Raw genomic sequence first — 12,749 nt, forward strand, 5'->3', positions numbered from 1 at the left:
TTGTTTCCTACTTATTCGGAATATCCTCAAACTGATTCATATAATCTTCTTTATCAACCGTATAATGTATAATCTGGTCCGGTCCCGCATAGCTCATGCCAAGCTGGTTCATTGCTATATCCTTGATGGTTGAAAGATCTACTGCTGTCTCGATTCTTTTTTCTGCCGCATCATTATCTGCCTTTAATTCAGCTACCTGGCTTTCTAATGCAGAAATTGTCTTTAAATGCGTTGTAATTCCAGACTGCAGACGGATATACAGTACTGCTGCCACACACATAACCAGCAGCGATACAGATAAAAATGCCACATAACCCAAATCCATATGTGCTGACTTCTCCTGATTCTTCTGCGCCATACGTCTGTTGCGCTGTCTGATTTCCTCCCGCTGCTTTTCTTCCTGTTCTCTGCGGTAATCCGGTGCAGCTTCTAATTTACGGACAGTGTTTCCATCTATGTAAGTCCGTGTTCGATAATTTCTTCTTGTCTTCTCCATTTTCACGTCTCTCCCTAGTCATTGATATGCCGTTCAAATACTCTTAATTTTGCGCTTTTTGCTCTCGGATTCTCTTCCATTTCAGATTTTGTTGGAAGAATCGGTTTTCTAGTGATTACTTTTCCTTTTGGTTTCTTGCCACATACACACACCGGAAATTCTTTCGGACAGGTACATGGATTTTCATTTTTGCGAAAGATGTTCTTTACAATTCTGTCTTCCAGGGAATGGAAGGTAATGATACAGATTCTTCCATCTTCCTCTAAAAGATCTATCATCTCATCCAGAGTATTTGATAAGACTTCCAGTTCACGATTCAGTTCAATACGAATTGCCTGAAACGTTCTCTTTGCCGGATGTCCGCCAGTACTCTGCACTTTCATCGGTATGGATGCCCGGATAATTGCGGTCAGCTCTCCGGTTGTCTCAATTGGTTTCTTTGCCCGGGCTGCGGCAATATGCTTTGCAATATTCTTTGCGAACCGGTCTTCCCCATAGTCTCTTATGATACGATACAACTCTGATTCACTGTAATCATTTACAATATCTTTTGCCGTTAATGTCTGACGCTGATCCATTCTCATGTCCAGTGGTGCATCTTCTTCCCGGTAGGTAAATCCTCGCTCCGGTGTATCTAACTGAAAGGAAGATACTCCCAGATCAAGAAGGATTCCATTTACCTTCGTCACTCCGATACGGTTCAATTCTTCTTTCATATTGCAGTAATTGCTGCGGATTATGGTTACTTTATCAGAATAATCCTTTAACCGCTCACTGGCTGCTGCAATTGCATCTTCGTCCTGGTCAATTCCTATCAGCCTTCCGTTCTCATTCAGCCTTTTTACAATTTCGGAAGAATGTCCCGCTCCACCGAGCGTTCCGTCTACATAAATTCCGTCCGGGCGAATATTCAGATTGTCTATGGTCTCATGCAAGAGAACCGATGTGTGTTTAAATTCCATGTTCACTCCTTTAGATACTCAAGCCAAGTTCTGCCATGTGTTCTGCAACTTCATCCATGTCATCATAAGTATTGGTATCCTGCCATCTGTTCTTGTCCCAAATCTCAATTCGCTTTAAGACTCCGACTGATACGACTTCTTTCTCTAATCCGGCAAATTCTCTTAACACTGCCGGAAGAAGAATTCTTCCCTGCTTGTCCACTTCACAGGTTGTTGCTCCTGCAAAGAAGAAACGTGAGAATTTTCTTGCATCTTTTGAGGTAAGTGGTACGTTGCGGAATTTTTCTTCAATGTTCTGCCATTCTTCATTTGGGTACACAAAAAGACACCCATCCAAACCCTTCGTTACTACAAACTCATCACCGAGCTGTTCTCTGAATTTGGAAGGAACAATCATTCTGCCCTTGGCGTCTATGTTGTGACTGTACTCTCCCATGAACATTGTCAAACACCTCAGTCCGGTTGCTATTTATCCACAAAGTTATCAACTTATCCACCACTTTGTGCCATTTTCAACCACTTTCCTCCACTTATGAATACATATTACCCCACTTTTGGGAAAAAATCAATATACTACACATAAAAATGCACAAAAAAAAGAAGCACATTTCTCAATGTACTTCTTTCCACTTACTCTTTACTTTTATCTTATTGGTACAAGTTCTTTTTGCTCACATAGCGATACATAGTTCTCAATCAGTCTGTCCACTTCCAGGCTCAGGTCATAGCATTCATCCATACTTTTCGCTCGTTCCAGTGCTTCATCCAGTCGGATTCTTGCACGTTCAATCGCAATGCGAAGTGCTTCCCTTTCATCCATAAGCATTTCTCCTATGCTGTGTCCCATCTCTGTGTTGTTCTTTGTAAATTCATTTTACTCTGCTCATCACCAAAAATCAAACAAAATATAACATCTTTTTTCGTCAATATTCGACAGCAAGCGGCATTTTTTCCTTATGCTGTGTTTTATAAAACAAATCGGCAATGGCCTCCACCAGCATCCGGTTGGTTGCTACTATATTCCGAATATCTGTTTCTATATTAATTTTTCTTCCAAGATACTGTTTATGCCTCTCTAAAATATATTCATACAGTGCCTCTGCATCAGAAAAATCAGCCTGCACTTTTTCTCCTGCTTCCATATTCCGGCTCATAATATAATTTTTAAGGCTTCGCTTCAATTGTTCTTCATAGGAACAATGATCCTTTAAGTTTCCCGGATAAATCTTGTTATGCGGATAAGTAAAATAATCAGCTACATAATGCGTTACCTGCCCGAGATTCATATAATACCGGCGTTTACGGGTCAGTTTCCCCTGCTGTTTACCGAAAATCAATTGATTCACCATCTTTTTCACATCCGGAAACGTCCCATTGATTTCATGTTTCTTATATACAAAAGATGGTTTGCAATCCGGCAGGATGCTGCCAATATAAAAAGACAGTCTATGTTTCTTAAGTTCTTCATCCTCTGTATTCTTTGCAATATAACGTGCCAGCAAAATATGTGATTTTTTTCTCATTTGCTTCCTCCTGTTTACCATCTACACCTTACACATTACTTCTGCTTTATTTATGCTTCAATCACATTATACTTTCTTTCATCTCATTTACAATAGTATTTTTCTTAAGATTCTTCTAAATTTCTGTGTCCAATCTGTTAAGAGTAGACACAGAAATATTTTGCTAAAACTTACTGATATTCCACTTTTTAGGAACAACAGAAGCTGGCACACTCTGTTTCCATACAGGTACAGGCATTCGTTCCGGCTACCTGGATGTCTTTTGCATGACATTTTCTTCCTTCATTGAATTTACAGTTTACTGCCTCACAGGTAACATCGCTCATCTTAGGCGGTTTACCGGTCGAATTGGCACATCCACAGTTTTTCTTCTCTTCAAAACTTCCACAGCTTGTCTCGCTATTGCGGTTTGCATGTGCACCCTCTACCGTAATATTTCCACGGCAACAGCAATCATCTTTCTGGAAACTGCAGCTTCTTACAGAACATTTTAATTCTGTCACAAAAATCATCTCCTTTCTTTCGTTACATGTTTAGTATCTCCAAAGGAAATCTTTTTATGTTACCAACTTCATGTAAAAAAGAATGTACCTTGACACATTCTCGTGCCTGCGGCGGCTGCTTTCCTGTAAAGCAAAAAAGACTGTTGTCCGGTGCAAATTGCCAGCAACAGTCTTTTTGAATCCATATAAATTATAAAATTAAAAATTAGATTTTATTGCATTTTTATTTTTCTTCTGCAACTTCTTCCTTACGGATTTCCTTTGTACGAATCTCTTCGCAGATTGCATCAATGAATTCTCCTAAAGGTTTTACACCTTCATCTCCTGCAAAACGGCTTCTTACGGATACGGTTCCGTCCTCTGCCTCCTGCTGACCAACTACCAGCATGTACGGCAGCTTATCCAGTCTTGCTTCACGAATCTTGAATCCGATTTTCTCAGAACGGTTATCAACCGTTACATCTACATCATGAGCTGCTAATTCTTTTCTTACCTGCTCTGCATAGTCTGCATATTTTTCAGAAATCGGCAATACTCTTACCTGTTCCGGGCAAAGCCAGGTTGGGAATTTTCCTGCATAATGTTCAATCAGCCATGCAAGGGTACGCTCATAACATCCCATGGATGTACGATGGATAATCCAAGGAAGTACTTTCTCACCCTTCTCATCGATATAGTACATGCCAAACTTCTCTGCACTTGCACAGTCAAGCTGGATGGTAACCATGGTATCTTCTTTTCCATATACATTCTTTGCCTGAATATCAATCTTTGGTCCGTAGAATGCAGCTTCCCCATCTGCTTCTGTATACTTGATGCCATTCTTATCCATAACATCACGCAGATACTGCTGGGTACTGTTCCAATATGCTTCGTCGCCCAGATATTTTTCTTTGTTGTTCGGATCCCATTTGGACAGACGGTAAGTAACATCTCCATCGATACCAAGTGTAGTCATTACATAATGGCAAAGTTCAGTACATCTGGTAAGTTCTTCTTCCGCCTGTTCCGGGCAAAGAATAATATGTGCCTCTGTAATAGTAAACTGTCTGACACGGGTAAGTCCATGCATCTCTCCGGAGTCCTCATTCCGGAACAATGTAGAAGTCTCTGACATCCGATATGGCAGATCTCTGTAAGAGTGCTGTTCATTCATGTATACATAATACTGGAATGGACAGGTCATCGGACGCAGTGCCATTGTCTCTTTGTCGTCGCTGTCCTTATTTAAAATGAACATTCCATCCATGTAGTGATCCCAGTGTCCGGAAATCTTATAGAGGTCGCTCTTTGCCATCAGCGGAGTTCTGGTACGTACATAACCCCACTCTTTATCCTCTAAGTCTTCTATCCAACGCTGCAGTTTCATAATCATCTTGGTTCCCTTCGGTGTAAATAAAGGAAGTCCCTGTCCGATAACGTCAACAGTGGTAAATAATCCCATTTCACGGCCAAGTTTGTTATGGTCACGGCGTTTGGCATCTTCTAATTTCTCTAAGTATTCTTTTAACTCTTCCTTCTTATTAAAAGCAGTACCATAAATTCTCTGTAATCTTGCTTTGTCAGAATTACCTCTCCAATATGCCATGGAAGATGATGTCAGCTTAAATGCCTTTACGCCCTTGGTTGTCATCAGATGTGGGCCAGCACATAAATCTACGAAGCCGCCCTGGTCATAGAAAGAAATTTCTTCTCCCTCTGGTAATTCTTCAATCAGTTCTACTTTGTATGGCTCATTACGTTCCTGCATGAATTTGATTGCTTCCTCTCTTGGAAGTGTGAATCGTTTTAATTCATGACCTTCCTTGATAATCTTCTTCATCTCTGCTTCCAGATTATCGAGGTCTTCTCTTGAAAATGGGGCATGATCAAAATCATAATAGAATCCATCTTCAATTGCCGGTCCGATCGTAATCTTGGCATCCGGGAATAATTTCTTTACCGCCTGAGCCAGTACATGGGATGCAGTATGGCGGATTACCTTTAATCCTTCTTCATCACTTGCTGTTATAATATTTAAATTGCAGTCCTTGTCAAGAACGGTTCGTAAATCCACCACTTCTCCGTCTACTTCACCGGCGCATGCAACTCTTGCAAGGCCTTCGCTGATATCTGCTGCAATATCATAGACTGATTTTGCTTCACTGTACTCTTTTACTGAGCCATCTTTTAATGTGATTTTCATGTTCAAGTCTCCTTTTCTTATTATATTGGTATTAATAACTGCAAAGTAAAAAATCCCTGATGCATAAAATTTATGCATCAGGGACGATACTCTATCGTGGTTCCACCCTGCTTGCTGTACTTATCGTACAACCGCTCATTCTGATGATAACGGAATCACCGGACCGGATTGGGGTCACTCAGAGCTGGTCTTCACATTACACTCCATCAGAATACTCTCACCAGATGTATTCCTCTCTTTGACTTCCTGTCATGCTACTCGTCTCTTCTTTGTTTTGTCCTTTTGACAAAAGCTATTGTATACTCTTTTTTCTGCTATGTAAAGAGTTTTTCTGCGAAATATTTTCCAAATGTTTTCCAAAATATTTTATTCTTATCTTCCGCAGCAGAATTTATATTTCTTTCCACTTCCACAAGGACACGGATCATTTCTTCCAACTTTCTTTCCAACTACAACAGTGCCGGATTTCTTCTGTTCTAAATAAAGCTTTCTCTTGGTATCTGCATCAAAAATTTCATCCCACTGTGGTAATTCATAGAGCCAGTCAGCTTTGGCATCTACCATGTTCTTGTATAATTTTTCTTTATCGAATGCAAGGCTTACCTTGGTATCCTCTTCCATAGTATCAATTGGGTTTGGTGTTACCAGGCTGTCATTGATTCCATCTAAGAATCCAGTCATATCCATAATGCTGAGGTCGTATTTCTCTGCCAGCTCTTTTACAGTTCCTTCTACCTTCTCATCCGGGTTTGTTAAAAGCTTCTCATATACGCCCTTCTCTAACATAAAATATCTCTGCCAGAACTTCTGTAATTTTCCTCTATCTGCCTGCTGATCATAAGCAATCTTCTGCCATTCTTCTAATAATGCCATTGTTCATATCCATCCTTTAATCCATATTTAGTCGTATAACGCTTGTTTCAGTATAGCATATTTTGTGCTTTTTTCAAGTATTTATCCTCTGCAACTTTACATTTTCTGATTGACTATCCGCTGTCAAATGTTAAAATAATGTATATTGCTTTTTTCTAAAAACAGGTCATCAAAGAAAGTTGAGGTCATATATGAAAAAGACAAAACAGATTCTTGCAATTATCGGTGTTGTACTCTTAGTTGCCCTCTATGTTTCCACTCTTGTTTTTGCATTGATTGGAAGCGATTTTGCCACAAACTGTCTTAAGGCTTCCATCTATGCCACTGTGGTTGTCCCGGTTCTCATCTGGGCTTATACCATGGTATACCGCTTACTTAAGAATCATTACTCTTTAAGAGAAGATTTGGATTCCATCAAAAAAGAAGCTTCCGGGCAGGATGCTTCCGCAAAAACTTCAAATGAACCGAACATCAAAAAAGAGGATTGCGAATAACCACAATCCTCTTTTATAACTTGTCCACTTCTTAAAACTAAGCAAGTTTTGTTTTTGCAAGCTCTGCCAATGTTGCAAATCCTTCTGCATCATTTACAGCCATCTCAGCTAACATTTTACGGTTCATATCAACACCAGCTAATTTTAAACCATACATAAATTTGCTGTAAGATAATCCATTCATTCTTGCTGCTGCGTTAATACGGGCAATCCATAACTGTCTGAACTGTCTCTTTCTCTGTTTTCTTCCTGCATAAGAACTTGTTAAGGCTCTCATGACAGACTGTTTTGCTACTCTATACTGTTTGGAGCGTGCTCCTCTGTAACCTTTAGCTAATTTTAATGTTCTATTATGTTTCTTTTTAGCGTTTAAGCCGCCTTTAATTCTTGCCATGTTCTATTCCTCCTTAACCAATTCTTATAAATATGGTAAAATCTTCTTCATATTCTTAACATTTGTTGCATCTGTCATTGCAGGTTTTCTAAGATTTCTCTTAGTCTTAGTTGTTTTCTTTGTTAAGATATGTCTCTTATAAGCCTTGTTTCTCTTTAATTTTCCTGTTCCTGTTAATTTGAAACGTTTTGCTGCTGCTCTGCTTGTTTTCTGTTTTGGCATAATTTATTCCTCCTTAAAATCATTATCTTTTCTCTGCCAGCACCATACCCATGCTTCTGCCTTCCAGCTTTGGTGCTTTCTCCACTACTGCAATATCTGCAAGTGCTTCTGCAAAATCATCCAGAATATGTTTGCTTGCCTGTACATGTGCCATTTCTCTACCACGGAAACGAAGTGTAACTTTTACTTTATTTCCTTTGGAAATGAACTTTCTTGCGGCATTCATTTTGGTATTCAAATCATTGGTATCGATATTTGGAGAAAGACGAACTTCTTTTAATTCAACCGTTTTCTGTTTCTTACGTGCTTCCTTCTCTTTTCTTGCAAGCTCATATCTGTATTTACCGTAATCGATAATCTTACATACAGGTGGCTTTGCTCCAGGAGCAATCTTTACTAAATCAAGTTCTGCTTCCTGCGCCAGCTTATATGCTTCTCTTGCTGACATGATACCTAACTGTTCACCATCCGCGCCAATCAGGCGGACTTCCTTATCTCTGATTTGTTCATTGATCATTAACTCGCTAATGGTCGTACACCTCCAAAATTAAATTCACCACAGCTTTGCCAGACAACTTTCCGTTTATTTCCGCAAAAAAAGTGGATAGACAGACTATCCACTTCAAAATGATTCGCTCATTGCATACTCATTATAAACACTTAGTCACTTGATTGTGCTAAGGTGAGAGTGGATACTCTACTTTCTTCAACTTGCTTATAGTACCATATGTCATTTCGTTCGTCAAGCATTATTTTTACCGATATTCGCTTCTGATATTTTCCGCCCTCTCAATAATCGTTTCCGGGAACCCGGTAAAGGAAAGCAGGCGGATTGCATTCTGGGAATTTGCCGGTCCCTTCTGCAATTTATAATCAAATACAATATCCGCTTCTCCAAACTCTTCGGAAAAATGATAATTGTCATAACCAATTTTTTCAAGCTCCGTCAATTCCTTATCATGGGATGCCACAATTGCAATGCAGTTATGATGTGCCAGATATTCCATGATTGCTTTTGAAGCTGCAATACGCTCCTGGGTATTGGTTCCTCTTAAGATTTCATCAATAACACAGATAACCAGTTCATCCTCCGACAAAGCATCCAGGATACGTTTTAAATATTTAATCTCTTTAATAAAATAACTGTCACCGGATAAAATATCGTCTCTTACCGCCATGGAAGTAATCATTTTTGCATGAGGCAGATGCATTCTTTTTGCGGTGCAGGTATGAATGCTCTGTGCCAGTATCACATTGACAGCTATGGTCTTGATAAAGGTTGACTTACCGGAAGCATTGGAGCCTGTGATAATGCAGTTATGCTGAAGTTCCATAGAATTGGTCACTGCTCCATGAAGCAGCGGATGATAAATTTCTTCCATCTCAAGCTGCTTTGCTTCCTCATATTCCGGTACTGTCACAAGAGGCAGACTCTTTCGGAAAGAGCCTGTGCTGACCGCTGCATCCAGTTCTCCTACCACCCGGTAAATCTTAAGATAAGCATCCTGGTTATCCATAAACTGATTCAATACTTTCATATAAGTAAGGATATGCCACTGGGTTACTCCCAGCAGGAAATCCTGCAGCATTTCAAACACATCTCCCATGGCATTTCTGCTCTGGATATTTAGCAGAAATGCCTTCTTATCCATTTTGGCAAATACCGGAAGCAGCGGTGCCAGTTCCTCACATATTTTGTCTTTCCGGTATTCCTGCTCCAGTTCTCGTGCTACCGTAATCAGGTATGCCGCCGTTCCCATCATATGAATCTCCTGGTCAAACTTCAGCCGGACCGTAAAGATATACACCGACAAATTCACAAGAAATACTACCACCAAAGCTGACAGAGCATATATATTATGAAATACGACTGCCGCCACAACAACTACCACCAGCAATATCCGGAGCATCTGATAAACCCAGAGATTTGAAATTGCAAAATCCTCTACTGTCTGGATAAAGGATGGAATATAGTAAGCCTCGTCTCTCTTTCCAAGCTTTGACAAAGTTTCTTCCAGATGATAGCGTTTTTCATCATCTGCTTCACAAAAAGCTATTCTTTTTTCTAAAAGCTCCTCTTCTTCCTTCGTCTGCTTCGCATAATGAAGCTTTGCATATAAAATTTCTTCTCCCATGGTGGAATCACAGTTGTTGATTCTCTGGTACACATCATCCATATTAAGGTCATTCCATGTGACCTCATCCACCTGTTGTGTTCCACCCACAGTATCCAGATAATTTCTTATCAGTTCTCTTTTAAATTCCTTTTTCTCAGGTTCTTTTCCATATTTTTCTTTCAGTGTCCGTTTGCAGCGGTTCTTCCAACTTTCTTTTGTCTTAATTGCTGAATAAGTAAATCCTGCAATCATAATTACTACAAGGATTGCTGCTTCCATTTCTTCGCCTTCCTACTGCATGATCCCAATGGTATCTATCCAGTAAATATTATCTTTATCCATAATTCCATTTACAGTAACGGTATCTCCCGCATGCAGGAAAATCAATTGTTCATTATCAGAAAACTTCTGCCAGTATACCATACCGTCGTCTCCTGCCAGATAAACATAGGTCTCTCCTGCAATCTCAACATACTGCATTTCACTGATTACAAAACTTCTTGTCTCTGTCTCACCTTCCGGAATTGTTTTTCCTTTGGCTGCTGTCTGTGCATTACCTGCAGTGCTGTTGCTGTCCCCGGAAGAATTTTCTGCCTCTTCCGGATTCCCAGTGTTTTCTGTACCATCACTGCCTGTCATCTTACGATACTTTGCAAAGCACTCATCGAGACTGGCTGCTGTTGTTACCATATTATAAGATTCTACATTTACCATGCCATAAAGCTTCACTATGCCGCTGGCATCTTTTAATACCATAATATAAGTCGGCTGACCATCTACATTAATCAAAGACGGGAAAGATGCACGGTATCCTTTCTCCTGCACTTCTCCTTCTGCAGCAGCCATTGCAGAGCTTTCATCTGCTCCTGCAATACTGTAATAATGTGCTTCTGAAGTCCGCTCATTTACCAGTATAAACCCGATATTGGAGGCATCATCATTGACGGAAGTAACTCCGGTATAAATCCAGATATCCCCGTCTTTGGCAACATAGCCGAAGTTTGCTTCGTAAGATTCCTCATCTCCGTCTTCATCCTCTACTACCGTTTCCGTACATTTCTTACAGCCTTTTTTGCCGAAGATGCTGTTCATAAATCCATTAGATAATTCTCCATACCAGTTATACTGTTCCACCAGAAGATCCCCGTCAAAGACATCATCCATCCAGTTCGGCACTTCTGATGCATCATAATACTGACAGTCTCCGCTGATTGGGTCACAGCTGATTGCACCCTCAACAGTTTCTCCACCAAATAAACCGATGGTGTATTTGTATACACTGGCAATATAGTATGGTTTTCCATCTTCGTCCACTTCAAAATGAAGATTTCCGAAAAGTTTATCCGGGTAATTCATACGGATATGCCTTCTTAAATCCTTGCCAAAGTAAGCAGACGGAACATAAATCATTCCTTCCTTTACCGGAACATACTGCGCCTTCTGTCCTACCGGATCAACAGTTATATAACCCGGAACACCATTTTCCTTATTTCCCATATATTTAAAGAAGCCGGCATACTCTAATGCAGATACTTTCGTTGGTGCCCCCTGATAATCAATCTGTGTGTAGTCTTCCGATACATTATACTGGCTCACCACTTCTGAAAGGCTTCCGATTTCACGATTACCCAGCAATACTGCACTGTCCGTATCCATTAACGCAATCTTTGATACAGAAGATGCTGTATTGATATCGCTGTTAAAATCACTGTCTTCGATGGTCAGGATATCTGCATATGCCTGTGCATGGAACATTTTGCTGCCATAAAATAAAAGAATCAGGAACAGAATTCCGATTACTCCAACTGCTGCAAAAATACCGTTTACCGGCTTTTCCAGCTTTCCTGCGGACTTACCTTCCGCCTTCCTGGCTGCCGATACCAACGCACCTATTATTCCTAACGGGAATAACATAACGCCTAATACAAACAGCCATAAACCTCTGGAATGAATATTCAATGCCGGAAGCAGAAGATAATACATCACTGCCACCCATAAAATATAAATAACCGGAAGTACAATGGACAGCCCCTTTACATGAGGCAGCTTTATCTGCTTTGTTTCAAACTCCCTTTTCTTCTTTTTCTTTGCCATACCTAATCTCCCTTTTCTTCTTTGCAATTATTATTGTATTATTTAATTAATACAATAACTCAATTTCAAAATAATGTCAAGTGAAAGCTTTCTTCAAATGGCTGGCAACTAAAAACAGCAGGACGACAAAATGTATTTTCATTTTCTATCGTCCTGCCTGCAATACTTATTTATATTATTTTTTTAAGCTCTTGCTGCTTTGCTATCACGCTTTTTATTCTGGATAACCATACATGCTACTGCAGCTGCGGTAACAGCCAGTGCCAGAATTCCCATTGGAAGATCTTTCTCACAGTCTCTCAAGAAAAACAGCACTGCCATAGCAATTACATATATAACAGCAATGATTCCATCTACTTTTTTCATACTTTCTGCCTCCTGCCTTTATGCATTTCTCTTCTGACGAAGTACTGCCCTTACTACATTATATCCTGCAAATACAATCGTAAGAATCATCATAATCCAATGGATGATACAGTTATCTTCTCCCGCCGGATTTGCTGCCAGAGGAACTGCTTCATCTTCTAATGCAGTTACTTCCTGTTTTGCATTATCGTCCGTTACATTCGCCAGTGGAACCTCTTCATCTTCTAATACCACCGGTTCTTCTGCATCCTGTGGCTGCTGTGCTGCCTGCTGCTGTCTGACTGGTGTCTGTGCCACCTGGGTCTGTGTAACCGGAGTCTGTGCCTGGATTACCGGTGTCTGTACGGCTGTCTCCGGCTGTGTATTGTTATCTGCCGGAGTTACCGCTGTTTCTGATGATGCTGGCTGGGCTGGATTTGCCGGCTGTGCCGGTTCCGTTGATTCTGCCGGCTGGGTTGGTTCGGTTGGCTCGGTCGGCTCAGTTGGCTCGGTCGGCTCAGTCGGTTCGGTTGGCTCAGTC

The 12,749-nt window shown here is 40.4% G+C and carries 16 protein-coding genes and 1 other annotated feature; of the genes, 1 reads left to right on the forward strand and 15 read right to left on the reverse strand.

The genetic code is table 11. From position 1 onward, the window contains the following. Positions 1-7: 7 nt before the first annotated feature. The 8 genes from DW059_RS07145 to DW059_RS07175 all read right to left on the reverse strand — a co-directional run bounded on the left by DW059_RS07145 (position 8) and on the right by DW059_RS07175 (position 6,542). Positions 8-496, reverse strand: a complete 489-nt coding sequence (locus DW059_RS07145) for a hypothetical protein (protein ID WP_117698315.1) — start codon at positions 494-496, stop codon at positions 8-10. Between the two features lie 14 nt (positions 497-510). Further along, positions 511-1,458 carry a 16S rRNA (cytosine(1402)-N(4))-methyltransferase RsmH gene (rsmH, locus tag DW059_RS07150; RefSeq protein WP_117698316.1) on the reverse strand — a complete coding sequence of 316 codons (948 nt, stop codon included), beginning with the start codon at positions 1,456-1,458 and terminating at the stop codon, positions 511-513. A gap of 10 nt (positions 1,459-1,468) precedes the next feature. Beyond that, positions 1,469-1,900, reverse strand: coding sequence for a division/cell wall cluster transcriptional repressor MraZ (gene mraZ, locus DW059_RS07155; protein WP_022243373.1), 432 nt, complete (start codon positions 1,898-1,900; stop codon positions 1,469-1,471). Positions 1,901-2,101: 201 nt separating this feature from the next. After that, positions 2,102-2,278, reverse strand: coding sequence for a hypothetical protein (locus DW059_RS15890; RefSeq protein WP_022243374.1), 177 nt, complete (start codon positions 2,276-2,278; stop codon positions 2,102-2,104). A gap of 103 nt (positions 2,279-2,381) precedes the next feature. After that, a complete protein-coding gene (locus tag DW059_RS07160) occupies positions 2,382-2,981 on the reverse strand; it encodes a zinc dependent phospholipase C family protein (RefSeq protein ID WP_022243375.1) in 600 nt (199 codons plus the stop codon). A gap of 188 nt (positions 2,982-3,169) precedes the next feature. Further along, the gene (locus tag DW059_RS07165; RefSeq protein WP_022243376.1) at positions 3,170-3,484 is read right to left on the reverse strand and encodes a DUF1540 domain-containing protein; all 315 of its coding nucleotides are present in this window, start codon (positions 3,482-3,484) and stop codon (positions 3,170-3,172) included. 223 nt (positions 3,485-3,707) lie between these two features. Beyond that, positions 3,708-5,669, reverse strand: a complete 1,962-nt coding sequence (thrS, locus tag DW059_RS07170) for a threonine--tRNA ligase (RefSeq protein ID WP_117698317.1) — start codon at positions 5,667-5,669, stop codon at positions 3,708-3,710. Between the two features lie 76 nt (positions 5,670-5,745). Continuing rightward, positions 5,746-5,948: a binding site (T-box leader), on the reverse strand. 93 nt (positions 5,949-6,041) lie between these two features. Further along, the gene (locus tag DW059_RS07175; RefSeq protein ID WP_022244108.1) at positions 6,042-6,542 is read right to left on the reverse strand and encodes an SEC-C metal-binding domain-containing protein; all 501 of its coding nucleotides are present in this window, start codon (positions 6,540-6,542) and stop codon (positions 6,042-6,044) included. A 191-nt stretch (positions 6,543-6,733) separates the two neighbouring features. Between DW059_RS07175 and DW059_RS17140 the strand changes: the two genes are divergently transcribed. Next, positions 6,734-7,036, forward strand: coding sequence for a hypothetical protein (locus DW059_RS17140; RefSeq protein ID WP_330408315.1), 303 nt, complete (start codon positions 6,734-6,736; stop codon positions 7,034-7,036). Between the two features lie 37 nt (positions 7,037-7,073). Here the strand turns inward: DW059_RS17140 and rplT are convergent, their stop codons facing one another. The 7 genes from rplT to DW059_RS16115 form a co-directional block, all read right to left on the reverse strand. After that, entirely contained in the window at positions 7,074-7,430 is a 357-nt protein-coding gene (gene rplT, locus DW059_RS07185) for a 50S ribosomal protein L20 (RefSeq protein ID WP_022244106.1), read from the reverse strand. Positions 7,431-7,454: 24 nt separating this feature from the next. Next, entirely contained in the window at positions 7,455-7,652 is a 198-nt protein-coding gene (gene rpmI, locus DW059_RS07190; protein ID WP_022244105.1) for a 50S ribosomal protein L35, read from the reverse strand. 22 nt (positions 7,653-7,674) lie between these two features. Then, entirely contained in the window at positions 7,675-8,169 is a 495-nt protein-coding gene (infC, locus tag DW059_RS07195) for a translation initiation factor IF-3 (protein ID WP_022244104.1), read from the reverse strand. Between the two features lie 238 nt (positions 8,170-8,407). Continuing rightward, the gene (locus DW059_RS07200) at positions 8,408-10,048 is read right to left on the reverse strand and encodes a MutS-related protein (RefSeq protein WP_117698318.1); all 1,641 of its coding nucleotides are present in this window, start codon (positions 10,046-10,048) and stop codon (positions 8,408-8,410) included. Between the two features lie 12 nt (positions 10,049-10,060). Then, positions 10,061-11,863, reverse strand: a complete 1,803-nt coding sequence (locus DW059_RS07205; protein WP_117698319.1) for a hypothetical protein — start codon at positions 11,861-11,863, stop codon at positions 10,061-10,063. A 183-nt stretch (positions 11,864-12,046) separates the two neighbouring features. Next, positions 12,047-12,229, reverse strand: coding sequence for a hypothetical protein (locus DW059_RS07210; protein ID WP_117698320.1), 183 nt, complete (start codon positions 12,227-12,229; stop codon positions 12,047-12,049). 18 nt (positions 12,230-12,247) lie between these two features. Beyond that, positions 12,248-12,749: hypothetical protein (locus DW059_RS16115; RefSeq protein WP_199534320.1), on the reverse strand; the 502-nt coding region annotated here is incomplete at its 5' end.

Origin of the sequence: Roseburia sp. AF42-8 (assembly GCF_003435965.1) — a bacterium.
GTDB lineage: Bacteria > Bacillota > Clostridia > Lachnospirales > Lachnospiraceae > Roseburia_C > Roseburia_C amylophila.

Excerpts from the sequence above, each read along its gene's own strand:
- mraZ (WP_022243373.1), bottom strand. The coding sequence starts at position 1,900 with ATGTTCATGGGAGAGTACAGTCACAACATAGACGCCAAGGGCAGAATG.
- DW059_RS15890 (WP_022243374.1), bottom strand. The coding sequence starts at position 2,278 with ATGGATGAAAGGGAAGCACTTCGCATTGCGATTGAACGTGCAAGAATC.
- DW059_RS17140 (WP_330408315.1), top strand. The coding sequence starts at position 6,734 with ATGAAAAAGACAAAACAGATTCTTGCAATTATCGGTGTTGTACTCTTA.
- DW059_RS07145 (WP_117698315.1), bottom strand. The coding sequence starts at position 496 with ATGGAGAAGACAAGAAGAAATTATCGAACACGGACTTACATAGATGGA.
- thrS (WP_117698317.1), bottom strand. The coding sequence starts at position 5,669 with ATGAAAATCACATTAAAAGATGGCTCAGTAAAAGAGTACAGTGAAGCA.
- DW059_RS07200 (WP_117698318.1), bottom strand. The coding sequence starts at position 10,048 with ATGGAAGCAGCAATCCTTGTAGTAATTATGATTGCAGGATTTACTTAT.
- DW059_RS07175 (WP_022244108.1), bottom strand. The coding sequence starts at position 6,542 with ATGGCATTATTAGAAGAATGGCAGAAGATTGCTTATGATCAGCAGGCA.
- infC (WP_022244104.1), bottom strand. The coding sequence starts at position 8,169 with ATGATCAATGAACAAATCAGAGATAAGGAAGTCCGCCTGATTGGCGCG.
- rpmI (WP_022244105.1), bottom strand. The coding sequence starts at position 7,652 with ATGCCAAAACAGAAAACAAGCAGAGCAGCAGCAAAACGTTTCAAATTA.
- rplT (WP_022244106.1), bottom strand. The coding sequence starts at position 7,430 with ATGGCAAGAATTAAAGGCGGCTTAAACGCTAAAAAGAAACATAATAGA.
- DW059_RS07205 (WP_117698319.1), bottom strand. The coding sequence starts at position 11,863 with ATGGCAAAGAAAAAGAAGAAAAGGGAGTTTGAAACAAAGCAGATAAAG.
- DW059_RS07210 (WP_117698320.1), bottom strand. The coding sequence starts at position 12,229 with ATGAAAAAAGTAGATGGAATCATTGCTGTTATATATGTAATTGCTATG.
- rsmH (WP_117698316.1), bottom strand. The coding sequence starts at position 1,458 with ATGGAATTTAAACACACATCGGTTCTCTTGCATGAGACCATAGACAAT.
- DW059_RS07160 (WP_022243375.1), bottom strand. The coding sequence starts at position 2,981 with ATGAGAAAAAAATCACATATTTTGCTGGCACGTTATATTGCAAAGAAT.